Annotated in this window: 15 protein-coding genes and 1 pseudogene; 7 read left to right on the top strand and 9 right to left on the bottom strand. The window is 56.9% G+C overall.

The genetic code is table 11. From position 1 onward, the window contains the following. The first annotated feature begins 28 nt into the window (after positions 1-28). Positions 29-898, top strand: a complete 870-nt coding sequence (locus DY251_RS01180; RefSeq protein ID WP_116622005.1) for an SUMF1/EgtB/PvdO family nonheme iron enzyme — start codon at positions 29-31, stop codon at positions 896-898. 14 nt (positions 899-912) lie between these two features. Here the strand turns inward: DY251_RS01180 and DY251_RS01185 are convergent, their stop codons facing one another. Further along, a complete protein-coding gene (locus DY251_RS01185) occupies positions 913-2,094 on the bottom strand; it encodes an NnrS family protein (RefSeq protein ID WP_116622006.1) in 1,182 nt (393 codons plus the stop codon). Positions 2,095-2,166: 72 nt separating this feature from the next. After that, the gene (locus tag DY251_RS01190; RefSeq protein ID WP_116622007.1) at positions 2,167-2,607 is read right to left on the bottom strand and encodes a pseudoazurin; all 441 of its coding nucleotides are present in this window, start codon (positions 2,605-2,607) and stop codon (positions 2,167-2,169) included. 197 nt (positions 2,608-2,804) lie between these two features. Here DY251_RS01190 and DY251_RS01195 point away from each other — a divergent pair, with 197 nt between their 5' ends. After that, positions 2,805-3,512 carry a Crp/Fnr family transcriptional regulator gene (locus DY251_RS01195; RefSeq protein WP_116622008.1) on the top strand — a complete coding sequence of 236 codons (708 nt, stop codon included), beginning with the start codon at positions 2,805-2,807 and terminating at the stop codon, positions 3,510-3,512. A gap of 10 nt (positions 3,513-3,522) precedes the next feature. Here the strand turns inward: DY251_RS01195 and DY251_RS01200 are convergent, their stop codons facing one another. The 6 genes from DY251_RS01200 to DY251_RS01225 form a co-directional block, all read right to left on the bottom strand. Then, positions 3,523-3,984, bottom strand: a complete 462-nt coding sequence (locus tag DY251_RS01200) for an RrF2 family transcriptional regulator (protein ID WP_116622009.1) — start codon at positions 3,982-3,984, stop codon at positions 3,523-3,525. Next, entirely contained in the window at positions 3,975-4,478 is a 504-nt protein-coding gene (locus tag DY251_RS01205) for a group III truncated hemoglobin (protein ID WP_245415807.1), read from the bottom strand. Before DY251_RS01205 ends, DY251_RS01200 begins: the two co-directional genes overlap by 10 nt. Then, positions 4,475-4,810, bottom strand: coding sequence for a metal-sulfur cluster assembly factor (locus DY251_RS01210; protein ID WP_116622280.1), 336 nt, complete (start codon positions 4,808-4,810; stop codon positions 4,475-4,477). Before DY251_RS01210 ends, DY251_RS01205 begins: the two co-directional genes overlap by 4 nt. A gap of 7 nt (positions 4,811-4,817) precedes the next feature. Then, the gene (locus DY251_RS01215; protein ID WP_116622010.1) at positions 4,818-5,330 is read right to left on the bottom strand and encodes a DUF2249 domain-containing protein; all 513 of its coding nucleotides are present in this window, start codon (positions 5,328-5,330) and stop codon (positions 4,818-4,820) included. Positions 5,331-5,339: 9 nt separating this feature from the next. Then, positions 5,340-6,692, bottom strand: a complete 1,353-nt coding sequence (locus tag DY251_RS01220) for a hypothetical protein (RefSeq protein WP_116622281.1) — start codon at positions 6,690-6,692, stop codon at positions 5,340-5,342. A 257-nt stretch (positions 6,693-6,949) separates the two neighbouring features. Continuing rightward, entirely contained in the window at positions 6,950-7,867 is a 918-nt protein-coding gene (locus DY251_RS01225) for a DMT family transporter (protein ID WP_116622011.1), read from the bottom strand. A gap of 344 nt (positions 7,868-8,211) precedes the next feature. On the opposite strand from DY251_RS01225, the gene phnA reads away from it, so the two are divergent. After that, the gene (phnA, locus tag DY251_RS01230; protein WP_116622012.1) at positions 8,212-9,474 is read left to right on the top strand and encodes a phosphonoacetate hydrolase; all 1,263 of its coding nucleotides are present in this window, start codon (positions 8,212-8,214) and stop codon (positions 9,472-9,474) included. Positions 9,475-9,484: 10 nt separating this feature from the next. Next, the gene (phnY, locus tag DY251_RS01235; protein WP_116622013.1) at positions 9,485-10,939 is read left to right on the top strand and encodes a phosphonoacetaldehyde dehydrogenase; all 1,455 of its coding nucleotides are present in this window, start codon (positions 9,485-9,487) and stop codon (positions 10,937-10,939) included. A 78-nt stretch (positions 10,940-11,017) separates the two neighbouring features. Here the strand turns inward: phnY and DY251_RS01240 are convergent, their stop codons facing one another. Then, complete coding sequence (locus DY251_RS01240; RefSeq protein ID WP_116622282.1) at positions 11,018-11,887, bottom strand: LysR substrate-binding domain-containing protein; 870 nt, start codon at positions 11,885-11,887, stop codon at positions 11,018-11,020. Between the two features lie 109 nt (positions 11,888-11,996). On the opposite strand from DY251_RS01240, the gene DY251_RS01245 reads away from it, so the two are divergent. From DY251_RS01245 to DY251_RS01255, 3 genes and pseudogenes are all read left to right on the top strand, one after another. Next, positions 11,997-13,199: a 2-aminoethylphosphonate--pyruvate transaminase gene (locus tag DY251_RS01245; RefSeq protein ID WP_116622014.1), complete on the top strand. Its 1,203-nt coding sequence runs from the start codon at positions 11,997-11,999 to the stop codon at positions 13,197-13,199. 428 nt (positions 13,200-13,627) lie between these two features. After that, positions 13,628-14,649, top strand: a pseudogene (locus DY251_RS01250) (putative 2-aminoethylphosphonate ABC transporter substrate-binding protein). Between the two features lie 60 nt (positions 14,650-14,709). Continuing rightward, positions 14,710-15,873 (top strand): putative 2-aminoethylphosphonate ABC transporter ATP-binding protein, encoded by a 1,164-nt coding sequence (locus tag DY251_RS01255; protein ID WP_116622015.1) that lies wholly within the window; start codon positions 14,710-14,712, stop codon positions 15,871-15,873.

Genomic DNA, 15,873 nt, shown 5'->3' on the forward strand with positions numbered 1-15,873 from the left:
GGGCCGCTTTTGTTTCGAGGATCATGCAATGAAAACCCACTCAACACTTCTGGCAAGCTCGGCCGCTGCCGTACTGGCGATCGCGGGTGCTCTCGCCTTTAATGGTCGCGTCGAAATCGCACCTGCTCCCGTAACATCACCGGAGATTGTTGTCATCGAACCGGGCGTTTTGAGCTACGCACTTCCTGGCGAGTATCTAGCCGGAGAGCGCGTGGTGGACGCGCCTGTAAGAGAACTGGATTTCAAGCGCAGCTTCGACATGATGAAGTATCAAGTCAGCGTCGCTGACTATGCGCTTTGCGTTGCCCAGAACATCTGCAAGCAGGCGGACGGCATTTTCTTGAGCGACGATCGACCTGTCACTGGTGTCGATTTCGCGGATGCAACTGACTATGCGAAGTGGTTGTCAAAGCAAACAGGCGAGTATTGGCGGCTGCCCACAGACGAGGAGTGGACCTATGCCGCGGCAGAACGCTATCAGGAGCAGGCGCTCGGCGTTGCAGAGGACGACGGTGCCAACCCCGCTGCGCGCTGGCTCGCGCGCTATCGCAACGAGGCTGCGAATAGCGCACCTGACTCAGAGGTTAAGCCACTGGGGTACTTCGGTGTGAACAGCAAAGGTGTGGCCGACATGTCCGCCAACGTATGGGATTGGACATCGACCTGCTATTCGCGAGCTAGCGTCGAGCCGGATGGCAAGCTCGGCAAGGGTGTTAAAAACTGCGGAGTACGCGTCGCCAGCGGAAAGCACCGCGCCTATATGTCGTTCTTCATTCGCAGCGGAAAAAGTGGAGGCTGTGCGGCTGGCATGGCACCGGACAATCTTGGAATAAGGCTGGTGCGCGAAAAGTTAACCTTCTTCGCAAAGCTCAACGCAATGTTGCAACCAGCCGGATAGGGCAGACGCCGGCTTCAATTTCGCCGACGGGGTTTCAATAATTTGCCGCCGAATAGAGCGACGTATGCCAGGAACGACAGCGACCATAGGCACGCCGATCCATGCAGTAGTGCGGCGGATGCTGGAAAGAAGGCTGCGAAAATGCGTATTACCCCTGCCGCCAGCATGCCTACAAACATTGCAGACATTGCCGGGGAGGAGCGCAACTCATAGCCGGTGTGGCCGAGCGTTGCGCGAGCCATGACCGCCAGTGTCATGGAGCCGATGGCCCCCACGCCGAAGGCGTGTATGCCAGCAGCAACAGGAACGTAATCTGGAAATATCGCGGCCGTGCCTGCGAGGACGAAGCCTAGCGGAACGAACAGGAACGCGGCGTGAAGCACCAGCACGAGCGGGTCACGAAACGTGCGGTCGCCGGCCCAGCGGGCGAGCCTGACGGCATTCGCAATGCCCGCAACAATCATCAATATTCCTGTCACCGCATGGTGCGGAAAGAACGTCCATGACGCCAATGACAGCGCCGAAATGGCGATTATGCCTGTGTCCAGTCGTGCGAAGGGTTCTGGAAGGCGACCGGGATTTTCGCGCACGAGCCAGTTGCGGGTGAAACTCGGGATGATGCGACCGCCGATGATCATGATCAGTGTGATTGCAGCAGCGATTGCGAGGCGACGGCTGACGTCGGATGCACCAAACCTGTGCACCTCTACATGAAAAAGAATGTTTGCGCCCAGAAGGACTGAAACCGGGATCAGCACTTTGAGGTTTCGCCAGTTCTTTCCCGCAATGATCTCCGTGGCGGCGGCGGCGGCTACGGCTAGGAGGAATAGGCAGTCGATTACGGCGGCTGCGATCCAACCGATGTCGGTGGAGAAAAATACCGCAAATCTGCCTGCGAGCCAGATGAGGAACAGCACAAGAAGTGGCATTCCCTGAACCGGCAATCGTCCAGTCCAATTAGGAATCGCGGTTAGAAGGAAACCGGTAATGATGGCGGCCAGATAGCCGAAAAGCATCTCATGAATGTGCCAATCGACAGGTGGAAACAGGCTTTCCGTATCGAGATAGCCGTAGAGCAGGGGTATCCAGAACAGAATGGCGAGCGCGCTAAATAGCGCGCCCCCAAGGAAGAAGGGTCTGAAGCCATAAGACAGGATAGCAGGATAATTTCCCGGCTTCGTGCGCGGCACAGCCATTTCGATTCCTCAATCATCGGTCCGGCAGACGAACTTCGTTACAGCCGGAATATTGCGATTGGCACGTAAAGGTCAGTTCGTGGGAACCTGTTCAAGCAGTTCTGCGAAAACCTTCTTGGCCTTGCCGGTTTGCTTGACCGCCTTTGCCTGTTCGAGATTGACTGGCTTGCCAACGACGATCAAGGCAACCATGCCCATTCCGTAGTGCGGCGAGCACTTCACACCATAGACGCCTTCTTGCTGCAATGTGACTGTGATCGCTTCATTCAGCTTACCTTTGAATGGTTGAGCGCCTTCCGGGATCATGTCCTTGATACTTGCCACATCGTGCGATTTGTCCGTCGGCACGAAAGTCACGGTATCGCCGGGCGCTGCTACGACATAATCCGGCTGGAACACCATCGCGCCTTTCTCTCCTTTGTTGAGCATTTGCACCTGATGATCGGCAGCATTCGCTGCGCCCGCGATTAGAAGCGCAGCTATCGCTGCTGCAACACTAAATCCGTATCTCATTGATATTGTCTTTCTTTTCTAAATAATCATAGACATTTGAGGCGCTTTTAGGCGGCTGGACGGCCTGCTACTTTGAGCAAACGCAAAGAGAATCGAGATTTGCGCGGCGTCATGCGGTCTTGCGAAAAAGGTTGCATCTGTGACAGAACAACGCCGTTCATTTTGCACCGAGCAGAGATCGGAAGGAGCGTTTAAAAATGCATCGGCTCGACCGCTCTCTTATCGCCGGATTGCCAGCATTTCAGGGTCTTGATGATTCAAGCCTGGATGCAATTCTGCAAAGTGCTTCGTCGTTGCGCGTGACGAAAGATCAGGCAATTTTCGACCAGGATAGCGACGCTCACTCGTTTTTCGTGCTGCTGGACGGTCGCGTCCAGGTGGTTAAATCGACGCCGGATGGGCAGCAGGTGGTCGTTCGTTACATTGTTCCGGGCGAATTGCTAGGCATTGCCCAAGCGCTTGGCCGTACAACATATCCCGCAAGCGCAATCGCCGTTGTGGATTGCGTCGTGCTGGCTTGGCCCGGCAAGCTGTGGCCGGAATTCGCCACCGCTTACCCGAGCTTTGGGATGAATACCTATCGGACGGTAGGCTCGCGCCTTAGCGACATTCAGGCACAGGTCGTAGAAATGGCGACCGAGCAGGTCGAGCAACGCGTCGCACATTGCCTGTTACGACTCATCAAACAGTCGGGAAAGCAGACCAATGACGGCATCACGATCGACTTTCCGATCTCGCGTCAGGACATTGCGGAGATGACGGGTACTACATTGCACACGGTCAGCAGGCTGCTAACCGGATGGGAGGAAAAGGGTCTGGTTAAAAGCGGACGTCAGCAGGTAACCGTGGTCGAGCCGTCGCGCTTGTCGGTTCTCGCGGAAGGCACTGCGCGCGACAACATCTGAAAGGGCCGTCTCAATCAGAAAAGCCGAGCTGTCGATACGCTCCGTTTCGCTCAGCGGGCAGAAGAAAATCCGGCTGCGAAAGCGTGATGTCTGCAAGTGTATGTTCATCAAGCAGGTTGCGGAACGCCATCAGCGCGTCAGACAACAATTTCGATAGTTTGCAATTCTGTGCGATCACGCACTGATTGCCTGTTGTAAAACACTCTACCAAAGCGAAATCAGGTTCGGTGATGCGCAGTACGTCGCCGATGCGGATTGCGTCAGCGGGCTTGCCGAGCGTCAGTCCTCCAGAGCGCCCGCGCACCGCTTTGAGGAAGCCCGCACGGGTCAGCACGTTTGCAACTTTGTTGAGGTGTGTTTTCGAAACGTGGAAGGTCCGCGCGGCCTCTTCAATGGTGATTAGTCGCCCCTCGGCTGATGCTGCAAGCATCAACATCCTGAGCGCGTAATCCGAGAAGCTTGTCAGCCGCATTTCGGACTTCCAATTGCGTGTGGGTCCGACAGGCTTTCAATCGTGATTGGCGCAACGGTCACGGTGCTTTCACCGCGATTGAAGGCAATCGCGAGCCGGAATGATTGCGCGATGCGCAAAGCGCGATCCATGAATAGCTTGACAACCTCGGGCGGGCAAAGCCGGGTGACAGTTTGGTGGAAAAGGAAAAGCCAGCGCCTGAAATGGGCTTCACCCAGATCGGGTATAATAAGGTGAGGTGGCAGCGGGCGACCGCCGTAACGACCGGTGCGCAACAGCGTTGACGACCAGAAATCGCACATCTTCTCAAGATGCGGCGGCCAAGCTTTCGGCGGAATGGCGTTGTTGAAGATTGGACCGATGAGGTCGTCGTCACGAATGGAATCATAGAATCCGTGAACTACTGCACGGATCATCTCTTCATTCAGCATTTCGGGAAGTGTCGTTCCGTCGATGACGATCGAGCGATGACCTGTGGGATGTGTGCTCGTCAATGCTTTCTCCATGCGCTTCCGGCGAACTTATGCCTTATCGTGTCGTGAATCAGGTCTGGGGACCATTGCGGATCATAGGTCAAAGCGACCTCGGCGTGCGAAACCGTGGGCACAGCTTCCACCGCGGAATGCACCGCATCCCTCAAGTAGCCGGCTGCCGGGCATCCCTTGGTCGTGGTGGTCATTTCGATGCGTGCCCCGGCGTTGCCATCAATTTCGATTGAGTAAATAAGTCCCAGATCGACCAGGTTTTCTCCAAGTTCAGGATCGATAACCATGCGCAGGGATTCCAATATATCCGCGCACAGTTTTTGCTTTGCATCGTCCGTCACGGTCACCTCACTTTGCGCCTACGCGAACGATAATCCGGTATGAGCCATCTTTCTGTTGCTCGCCTTTCCACATATGTCCGCGATTTTGCAGCTCGGGAAAGAGAAGCCGAGGTTCACGTGGAAGCAGCGCAGCTACCGTTTCGCCGGTGGCAAGCGCCTCCGTTGCTTCCAGAACCTTCACCATCGGTTCGGGCGGGAACAGGTCACGGCAGTCGATCTCCACCGAAGGAAGAGGCCATTCATCGGTGATGTTGGGTTGATCCGTTTTCGATGGAATCTCTGCACCGGCGTTAGTCGGGCAAAACAACACTTCCCAATCGCCATTGCCGATTTCGCGCGCGGATGGTTCGAACCCGCGTGAGCCAAGCACCTGAAAGAGTGGAACCGGCTTGAAACTTGCCAGCAGCCGCAGCCCCTGGCCGGGTGCAAGGGAGTCCACAGCCTCCATGATTGCACTGAATGGCTCACCGCCTGCGCGCAAAATCGGACGCACATCCAGATCAAGCGGGGGATGCGACATGGTTTACTCCTATTTTTTACCAGCAACCACGAACAAGCGCGGAAGATGCGCGCCTTCGGGAAGTCGCCGTGCGGCAGAAACGTTTGACAGGCGGCGGGCAAGAACCAGCTCCACGACAATCGCCACTGTTGCCAAGAGGGTAGCCAGAGCGCAGAGCCGAAACAGGTCTGGGCGGTGGAACAAGAGCGAGATGGCTCCGCTTCCCACGCCAAGAAAATAGAGCACGAACCACGGCCCATCGCGGCGTTCGCAAACAAGGTCCTGTACCCTTGGTGTGGGCTTTCGACCCATCAGCGGGCCGTAGCATTCCATCCATGTGATGAACGGCACGATCTTATAGAGTTGCGACAGTCCAAGGCCACCAAGCCATCCGAACGCCACGAGATAGACAAGTGCTCCGAGTTCGGCCTGAAGTTGGCCGGTTGCTGCGAGAACGGCGCCGAGTATGGCCGAAAGATAAAGCGCGGCGAATGCGCCGCCTGCAGCCTTTATGTTGAGTTCGACTTCTCGTCGCCTGCGATTGCGATAGATGGACAGCAGATCCACAGCATAAAGCGCCAGCATAATATAAAGAAAGCATGCAGCGATGATTGCCGAAACAGTCGCCGAACCAACCAGCAGGATTTCCAGAGGAACCCCCACGCTTGAAACCACAAGCGCAGATGTGCCGGTCAGCCAGACATAGCTCGACGTGACGCCATCACTATCAGGCGCAAGCATGAACATGGGCAACAGCCTGTAGCTCACGCCAATGGCGCAGAAGGAGAGCCAGCCCCCGATGCCGAGTGCAGCGTGAAGGGCAACGTACTGGTTGAGGTTTTCGGCTATTTGATCTGACTCAATCAGCCCGGAAAGAAGATGTGCAAACACCGATCCGAGCACGCCCAACAGCAACAGGCAGGTGAGCCCAACCGCTACGAACCGGGCCGGGAGGGGAAGCGGTCGCGCGCTCCACAAGGTTTCTACCAGCACCCAAACAGCCAGCGCAAATCCAAGTATCAAAAAGCAACCGCCGATTGCAAGCAAAGGCCAATCGCTTTCGATCGCGCCTGAAAGCTGAATGAAGCCGCTCACTAGAAAGGCCAATCCGCTCGCAAGCAGAAAAAGGGCAGGCAGGACGAGGGCCGGTCTGCTCAATGGTCGGTCAACCAACACGGGCATGAATTGGAACAGGGCGCCACACATCAGCACGCTGAGCCAGCCGATGCTTGTGAGATGTACGACAACCAGTGTTTCCGGCGCGGCGATGTCATCAACCGGAAAGCCATATCCGGCAGCGAGCAGCATCTGCGCACCGATCAGGCACATCAACGAAAAGGCAAAGAACGCCATCGTCCAGCGAGAGAGAGGTGCGCCCGTCATTTTTATCGAACCAGAATTTTTCCACCGAGCGATGACAAGCTCAAAAGTTGCAATGATGTTCAGGCGTAAAACATATATTGTCAATCTATCTTTAATGCCTGCGTCGTTATCTCGCTGCAATAGAGGGTGGGCAAAATAGGCCGAAGCTGAGACCGCAAAGCTGCTGCGCGCAGATGCGGTTACGCCGGCACGTGTCAGGGGCAAAGCCCGCATGTGCAAAATCTGCAAATATACCTAGGGGGCTGGAACGTTGTGTTTCAAACGCCGGCCGGCTCGATCGGCTTCGCCAGTTTCGGCTTTCCAGATGCGGCGAAGAGGCAACCAGCAATAATCAAACCCGCCCCGGCAATGGTGATCAACCCCACAGTTTCGCCGAATGCGATCCAGCCGAGAATTGCCGCCCAGACAAAGGCGGTGTACTCGGTCGGGATAAGGTATTGTGCCTCAGCGCGCGCATAGGCCCAACTCATCAGTATTTGCCCGGAAAGCAGCAGTGCGATCGCCGCAAGCAGGGCAGGCCAGTGCTGAGCAGGTATGAAGTGGGCGAGCCATGGAGCCGCCAGCGCAAGCACGGCAGCGACTGTCAGGTTTTGGAAAAACGCGATTTCCAGCGGTGGCGCGATCTGGGCTTGCGATCGACCGAGTACGAGATTGTAGCCGTAGAGCAGTGCTGAGATCAGGATTGCAGCCACACCCAGGAACGCATCCCGCGAATAGGCCATATCGCCGAACTTGCCGAGCAGTATGATCATGACGCCGGTCATTGAGGCAAGCGAGCCCCAAACTACCAGGCGGCTAATGCGCTCTCCAAGCAGAGCCGCGGCCAGATACAGCGCGACAAAAGGCGCGATGAAACTCAGCGCGATGGCTTCAGCGAGCGGCAGCCGCGCCAGACCCCAGAAGAAGCTCGTAGCAACAAAGCATACAACCACGCCGCGCCAGACATGCAGTTTCATGGCGTCTCGACTTGGCGGTTTATCATTCGTCACGGACCAGGCGACGCCGCACAGCGCCGCCGCCATGACACTGCGCCACAGCATCGTATTATAAACGCCGATGGCGAGCACAAGACTCTTCATCACGACATCCATGCCTGAAAGGAGGAAGATCGCAGAGATGCAAACAAGTATGACGAAAACGGAAGAATCTGAGGAAACTGAAGCGGATGGTGTCATTGAAGAACCGACGGAGAAGCTGTTTTGCTTAGCCCGGACGTGAGGCACTGGCCAAGTGACAGACGAGCCTAAGCGCAAGGCCACAAATGTCTCGAACGTCAGGTGTAGTCGATCAGACTTGGGTTGCATCTTGGAAGACCTTGGTACCGTTCAGAACACGCCCGACGTGCCCTGCTCGTTGGCGCGAGCTTGCGTCGCCTAGCGAAGTAAAATGCATAGCTCGCATCTATAACACCGATAAAGAATAACGATTTGGCAAATAGGTCGATCTGGTTCAAAAGAATTCTCGATATCAAGGCGCGTTGCTGACGCTAGGCGTTGGACGCGCAACAAGGAAAAAATCCATGAACCAGATGTCCCCCGTTTCGGTCGAATCGAACGGCCGGAAATATCCTTGGCCACGCGTACCGGCCATCGCCATCTGCCTCGACGGTTGTGAGCCTGCCTATCTGGACGAAGCCATCAATGCCGGACTGATGCCCACGCTGGAGCGGATTAGGAAGAAGGGCACAGTGCGCACCGCTTTTTCCGTGATCCCCAGTTTCACCAACCCGAACAATCTTTCCATTGCGACGGGCCGCCCGCCTGTCGTGCACGGTATTTGCGGCAACTACCTCTACAATCCGGAAACGGGGGAGGAAGTTATGATGAACGATCCGAAGTTCCTGCGCGCGCCGACGGTGTTCAAAGCATTCTATGACGCGGGTGCGAAAGTGGCGGTCGTCACCGCCAAGGACAAATTGCGCGCGCTGCTCGGGCACGGTCTGAAATTCGATGACGACCGCGCCATCTGCTTCTCATCGGAAAAGTCGGATACCACGACGAAGGCCGAGCACGGCATCGACAATGCTTCGAATTGGCTGAGCCGTCCCGTGCCGGAAGTCTATTCCGCCGAACTGTCGGAGTTCGTTTTCGCCGCTGGCGTTAAGCTACTGAGAGAGTGGCGGCCTGATGTGATGTACCTGACCACCACCGACTATGTGCAGCACAAATATGCGCCGGGCGTGAAGCAGGCGAACGACTTCTATGAAATGTTCGACAAGTACCTGACCGAACTTGATGCGCTTGGCGCGGCCATTGTTGTGACCGCCGACCACGGCATGAAGCCGAAGCATCATGCCGACGGTTCGCCTAACGTCGTCTACGTTCAGGATCTGATGGACGAATGGCTCGGCAAGGACGCGGCGCGGGTCATCCTGCCAATCACTGATCCTTATGTCGTCCATCACGGTGCGCTCGGCTCCTTCGCTACGGCCTATCTGCTAAAAGACGCGGACCGCGAGGCAATCATGGAAAAGCTCCGCAAGATTGAGGGCATAACGCTGGTTTTGGGCCGCGAGGAAGGCGTCGCGCGCTTTGAACTGCCAGAGGATCGCATCGGTGACATCATCATGATCTCCGGCGAGAACAAGACCATTGGCACATCGGAACACAGGCACAATCTCGCAGCACTCAACGAGCCGCTGCGCTCACATGGCGGACTGACTGAACAGGCGGTGCCGTTCATCGTCAATCGTGTGCTGAAAGACATGCCAGACGCGCCGACGCTGCGCAATTTCGACGCGTTCTTCTACGCCGCCACCGCAGCCGCCCTGACGAACGCCTGAGGAGCAAGCCATGAACAAGCCGGAGCAGATCAAGGTTCGTCATGAACCGATGCGCGTTGCTGGCAAAATGGTGGACGCCGACGCGACAATAAACGTTCACTACCCCTATAATGATGCGGTAGTGGGAACTGTACCGGCAGGCAATGCCGAACATGCTCGCAAGGCGTTCGAGATTGCTGCAAACTACACACCAAAGCTGAGCCGCTATGACCGCCAGAAGATTCTTCTCAAGACCGCGGAACTGCTCAACTCGCGGAAGGAGGAAATCTCCGACCTGGTGACGTCCGAACTTGGTATTTCCAAGCAGGACTCGCTTTATGAGGTCGGTCGCGCCTTCGACGTTTTCTCGCTGACAGGTCAGTTGTGCCTTCATGACGATGGCGAGATTTTCTCCTGCGATCTCACCCCCCATGGCAAGCAGCGCAAGATTTTCACGATGCGCGAGCCGTTGATTGGCGCGATATCCGCCATCACGCCTTTCAACCATCCGCTCAACATGGTGTCGCACAAGATCGCGCCCGCTATTGCCACAAACAATTGCGTCGTCGTGAAGCCTACCGAACTGACGCCCATGACGGCGCTTATTCTCGCTGACATTATTTATGAAGCGGGACTGCCGCCGGAAATGCTGTCGGTCGTCACCGGCTGGCCAGCGGACATTGGTGATGAGATGATCACCAATCCGAACATCGACCTGATCACTTTTACCGGCGGTGTACCGGTGGGCAAGATGATCGCGTCAAAGGCAGGCTACAAGCGGCAGGTGCTGGAACTTGGTGGCAACGATCCGCTGATTATCCTGAATGATCTGTCCGACGACGATCTGGCAAAAGCCGCCGATCTGGCCGTTGCGGGCGCAACGAAAAATTCCGGCCAGCGCTGCACGGCAGTCAAGCGCATTCTTGTGCAAGAAAGCATTGCGGACCGCTTCGTTCCGATGGTGCTCGAACGCGCCAAGAAGATCCGGTTCGGTGACCCGATGGATCGCGCAACCGACCTCGGCACCGTGGTTCATGAAAAGGCGGCTGCCCTATTCGAGAAGCGCGTCTATATGGCTGCGGAGCAGGGCGCCGAAGTGCTTTACGATCCGGGCCGCAAGGGCGCGCTCCTGCCTCCCATTGTGGTGGATCGTGTGCCTCATAAATCCGAACTGGTCATGGAGGAGACGTTCGGGCCGATCGTGCCGATCGTACGCGCGCCGGACAATGACGACGAACTGATAAAGCTTTCCAACTCCACCGCCTTCGGGCTTTCATCGGGCGTATGCACCAATGATCTTCGCCGGATGCAGAAATACGTCGCAGGGCTGAAGGTCGGCACGGTCAATATTTGGGAAGTACCGGGCTATCGCATCGAGATGAGCCCCTTCGGCGGCATCAAGGATTCCGGTAACGGCTACAAGGAAGGCGTCATCGAGGCGATGAAGTCGTTCACCAACGTGAAGACCTTTTCGCTTCCCTGGTAGGTAGTGAGAGAACTTCAAAGTTCAGCCGACGGGTAAATGAGGTGCAGGGCAGGCGCTTCGGGGCCGTGTTCGACTGTCTCAATCATCAACAGACAACCGCGCCATCTCCCAAAACGCCCTAACCAACTTACCGGACGAGCGTTCATGCAGGCAGATGAGCGCTTCGTCCATCAGCATTTCCGGCGCGTCGATCTCGATAGGCAGGAGCCTGTCATCAGAGCCGAACTCGGCCCGCGAGACGAAGCCGATACCAGCGCCTGAGGTCACGATTTCGCGCACGGCCTCCCTGCCTTCGGCTTCGATTGCCGGTTTCAATTCGACACCGTGCGATTGAGCGAGAGTCTCCAACTTATGGCGCGTTTTGGAACCGCGCTCGCGCATGACGAGGGGTTGCCCGGCAAGCTGCTGGAGAGTCAGCTTGCCCGTTCCGGCAAGTGGGTGGCTTCGTGCGACAAATGCGATGATCGGTGAGGAATTGAGTTTGAGAATGTCGAACTCGCGACCGGTGGGAATCTCGCCCAGCACGCCGATATCCGCCTCATAGGCGAACAGGTTGGCAATGACCGTTTCCGTGTTGCCGGTGCGAAGCGTGATGCGGATACCCGGATATTTCGCGCGGAACTTCGCAAGAATGTGCAAGAGGTGGTGTGCCGCATCGGCAATCACGCGCAGCGTGCCGGAGCGAAGTGCGCGGGATTCCGACAACAGGTCCAGCGCCTGCTGTTCGGTGTCGAACATGCGCCTAGTGATTTCCAGAAGCCGCTCGCCCTGACGTGTCAGGTTCACCTGCTTCTTATGGCGGTTGAAGAGCAGGACGTCATACTCCTCTTCCAGTTTGCGCACCTGATCAGAGATCGCCGGCTGTGTCAGGAACAGCGCTTCCGCCGCGCGCGAAAAGCCGCCGCAGATTGCTACATAGTGGAAGGCTCGAAGCTGAACGTAGCGCAGGGGATTCCTCAATACATCTGTAGGGCTTATTGAAGGATACAAAATAACGATTTTGCAGATAGGTCAACCGCACCTATGAATCAGGGCGCAAAGAAATTGGAGGATATCCATGGGCGCCGAAAAGAACGTCACCGGAGCTGGCATTTTCGAAGCGCCCGCGCTTGGCGAGCCCTATTTGCTGACGCCCGGTCCGCTGACCACCGCCTATTCGGTGAAGCAGGCGATGCTGCGCGACTGGGGATCGTGGGATGGTGATTTTCGCGCCATGACTGCCGACCTGCGCCGCCGCCTGTTGGCGCTGACTGGCGACACGAAGGGCGAATATGATTGCGTGCCGATGCAAGGGTCTGGTTCGTTCTGCGTCGAGGCGATGCTCGGAAGCTTCGTGCCGAAAGACGGAAAACTTCTGGTGCTGGCAAACGGCGCCTACGGTCTGCGCGCCGCCCAAACGATGCAATATCTGGGGCGTGCCTATACGCTGATTGACAAGGGCGACTACCTGCCGCCGCGCGGCGACGAAGTTGCTGCCGCGCTCGACGCCGACCCGGCGATCACCCATGTCATCGCCATTCATTGCGAGACGAGTTCCGGCATCCTCAATCCCGTCCTTGAGATTGCCAATGCGGTCTATTCCCGTGGCCGCAAGCTGCTGGTGGATTCCATGAGTGCGTTCGGCGCGGTCGCTCTCGACGTGAACGACATTCCCTATGAGGCGATGGTCTCGTCGGCAAACAAGTGCATTGAAGGCGTGCCGGGCTTTGGCTTCGTCATTGCTAAGAAGAGAGAACTGGAAGCTGCGAAAGGCAACTGCCATTCGCTTTCACTCGACGTCTACGCTCAATGGGCGGCGATGGAAAAGACCGGGCAATGGCGCTTCACGCCGCCGACCCATGTGGTCGCTGCTTTCATCGAAGCACTCAAGATGCATGAAGCCGAAGGCGGCGTGCCGGCGCGCGGCGCGCGCTATGAAAAGAACCGGGACGTGATGGTGGCAGGAATGCGTGGCCTGGGCTTCGAGACGCTGCTAGCCGAGAATTGGTTGTCGCCGATCATCGTCACCTTCTTCTGCCCGGCAGATGAAAAATTCGTGTTCAACCGTTTCTACGACCTGATGAAGGAAAAGGGATTTATTATCTACCCCGGCAAGCTGACTGTGGTGGATTCGTTCCGTATCGGCTGCATCGGGCGTATGGACGAGCATGTAATGCGCCGCGTGGTGGAAGCCGCACGCCAGTCCCTCGCCGAAATGGGTGTCACCGACGCAGCGCCGCCAAATGCCGCGCTGGAAGAGCGCGCCAAACTCGCCGCCTGATGGGATAGATTCTCACCTTTGTCGGCGAGGGCATTATGTGCTCGCGTATGCTTTGGCTGCCACGCGGCGACGCGCTGATCCCCAGATAATTCAAGAGATTTTTCGAACGGGTGCGGACGTCGTGGCGCGCCTGGATGGCGCCATTCTGCGCCTCGGATCACTCCCATTTTACCCACGCTTCGCGCCTGAAAAGCCCTTATGGGCTAATGAAAGACGAGCCTGCTTTGGCTCGGATTAGGGCTACATGACGGACAGGTGACAAATATCAGCTCACCCTATCGCAGTATAGGATAAATAGATTTTCCTTATTGTTTACCCACTCCTACCTTTGTCTGAGGACGAAACGCATCAGCAAGTTCGGACTGGTGGGCGCTGAAAGGCGCACGTCTCAAACATCGCAGAATGTGACACCGAATGGGGAACCCACAATGAAATCCACCGTCATTTCTATCGTCGCGGGTCTGGCTGCGACACTTGCAGCTTCCGCTGCTTTTGCTGAGACGAACCTGACCGTCTATACCGCGGTCGAAGCTGTTGATCTCGACCGCTACAAAGAGACATTCGAGAAGGCCAATCCCGACATTAAGATCAACTGGGTGCGCGACTCCACAGGCGTTATGACCGCCAAGCTGCTCGCGGAAAAAGACAATCCGCAGGCTGATGTTGTGTGGGGCCTTGCTGCGACATCGCTGCTGCTGCTTAAGGGCGAGGGCATGCTTGAGCCTTATGCGCCGGCAGGGGTCGAAAAGCTCGACCCCCGTTTCGTGGACACCAGTACACCTCCGTCCTGGACCGGCATGGACGCTTATGTGGCCGCGGTCTGTTTCAACACAGTGGAAGCCGAAAAGATCGGTCTGCCCGCGCCGAAAAGCTGGAAGGATCTGACCAAGCCCGAATACAAGGGCCATGTCGTCATGCCGAACCCGAATTCGTCCGGCACCGGTTCTTGGATGTGTCAGCCTGGATCCAGATGTTCGGCGAGGAAGAGGCCTGGAAGTTCATGGATGGTCTCCACGAAAACATCTCCGCTTACACGCATTCCGGCTCCAAGCCCTGCAAGATGGCAGGTGCTGGTGAAACCATTGTTGGCGTTTCGTTTGAATTTCCGGGCGCCAAGGCGAAATCGGCTGGCGCGCCCATCGAAATCATCTTCCCGGAAGAAGGCTCCGGCTGGGAAGCAGAAGCCACCGCCATCATCGCGGGTACGGCCAATCTGGAAGCCGCGCAGAAGCTCGTTGACTTCTCAGTCTCCAAGGAAGCTAACGAGATGTACAATCAAGGTTATGCCGTTCTCGCTTACCCCGGTATTGCCAAGCCGGTCGAAAACCTGCCCGCCAACGTTGCCGATCACATGATCAAGAATGATTTCGAATGGGCGGCGAACAACCGCAAGAACATTCTGACGGAATGGGCCAAGCGCTACGACTCCAAGTCGGAACCCAAGACCTGATCGAACAGAAGGGCGTCGCAAAAGCGGCGCCCTTCTTCAATTCAACGTCTGGTGGAGGCGATGAGACACGTGACCGTATCCGAGGCGGCGACGCCGGTAAGATCTGCACCGGATATGCAGGGGGCGCACCCTGCGGCGGCAGATTATCTTGCCATCGACAATATATGGAAATCGTTCGGCGATTTTCTGGCGCTGAAAGGCGTGTCGCTCTCGATCAAAGACGGTGAGTTCGTCTGCTTTCTAGGTCCATCCGGTTGCGGCAAGACCACGCTCCTGCGCGCTATCGCGGGGCTTGACCTGCAAACGCTGGGCACGATCCAACAGGCCGGTAGGGACATTTCCACCCTGCCTCCCTCGAAACGCGACTATGGCATTGTGTTTCAATCCTACGCGCTGTTTCCGAATCTGACTATCGAGAAGAACATTGCATTTGGCTTGGAAAACGCAAACCGTCCCAAGGCCGAAATCAAGGCTCGGGTGGCAGAACTGCTGGAACTCGTCGGGCTTTCCAGTCAAGCGAAGAAATATCCGGCACAGCTTTCCGGTGGTCAGCAACAGCGCATTGCTCTTGCCCGCGCCATGGCGGTTTCGCCCGGCTTGCTGCTGCTGGATGAGCCGCTTTCGGCGCTCGACGCCAAGGTGCGTGTTCACCTTCGCCACGAAATAAAGGAGTTGCAGCGCAAGCTCGGTGTAACAACCATCATGGTTACGCACGATCAGGAAGAAGCGCTCTCAATGGCCGACCGTATCGTCGTGATGAACCACGGCGTGATCGAGCAGATCGGCACCCCAACAGAAGTTTATAGGCACCCAAAAACGCTGTTCGTTGCCGACTTCATAGGCGAGACGAACCAGTTTCCCGCAAAGGTAACGGATACTGGACGCGTCGCATTGGGCGGCACCGACCTTGTCTGCGCGCCGCACGATATCGCCCCCGGCAGCGAAGTGACAGCGGTGATCCGCCCCGTGGACGTCATTCCCCATTCGCTCGACGGCACTGAGCAGATAGGCACGCCTGAAAACCTGATCGACGTGACCGTTGACCAGATGGAATTCCTCGGCAGTTTCTGGCGCTGCCGCCTTGCCTCGCCACGCTTCGGCGAGAACATTCTCGTAGCCGATTTCTCCCTCAATGCCGTGCGTCGGCTTGGAATCGAAACCGGCGGCCAGATGCGCGCGGAACTACCGCAAGGCCGCATGCTGGTCTTTGCGAAGGCTGGCTGA

This window comes from Mesorhizobium denitrificans (assembly GCF_003403035.1).
GTDB classification, from domain to species: domain Bacteria; phylum Pseudomonadota; class Alphaproteobacteria; order Rhizobiales; family Rhizobiaceae; genus Mesorhizobium_G; species Mesorhizobium_G denitrificans.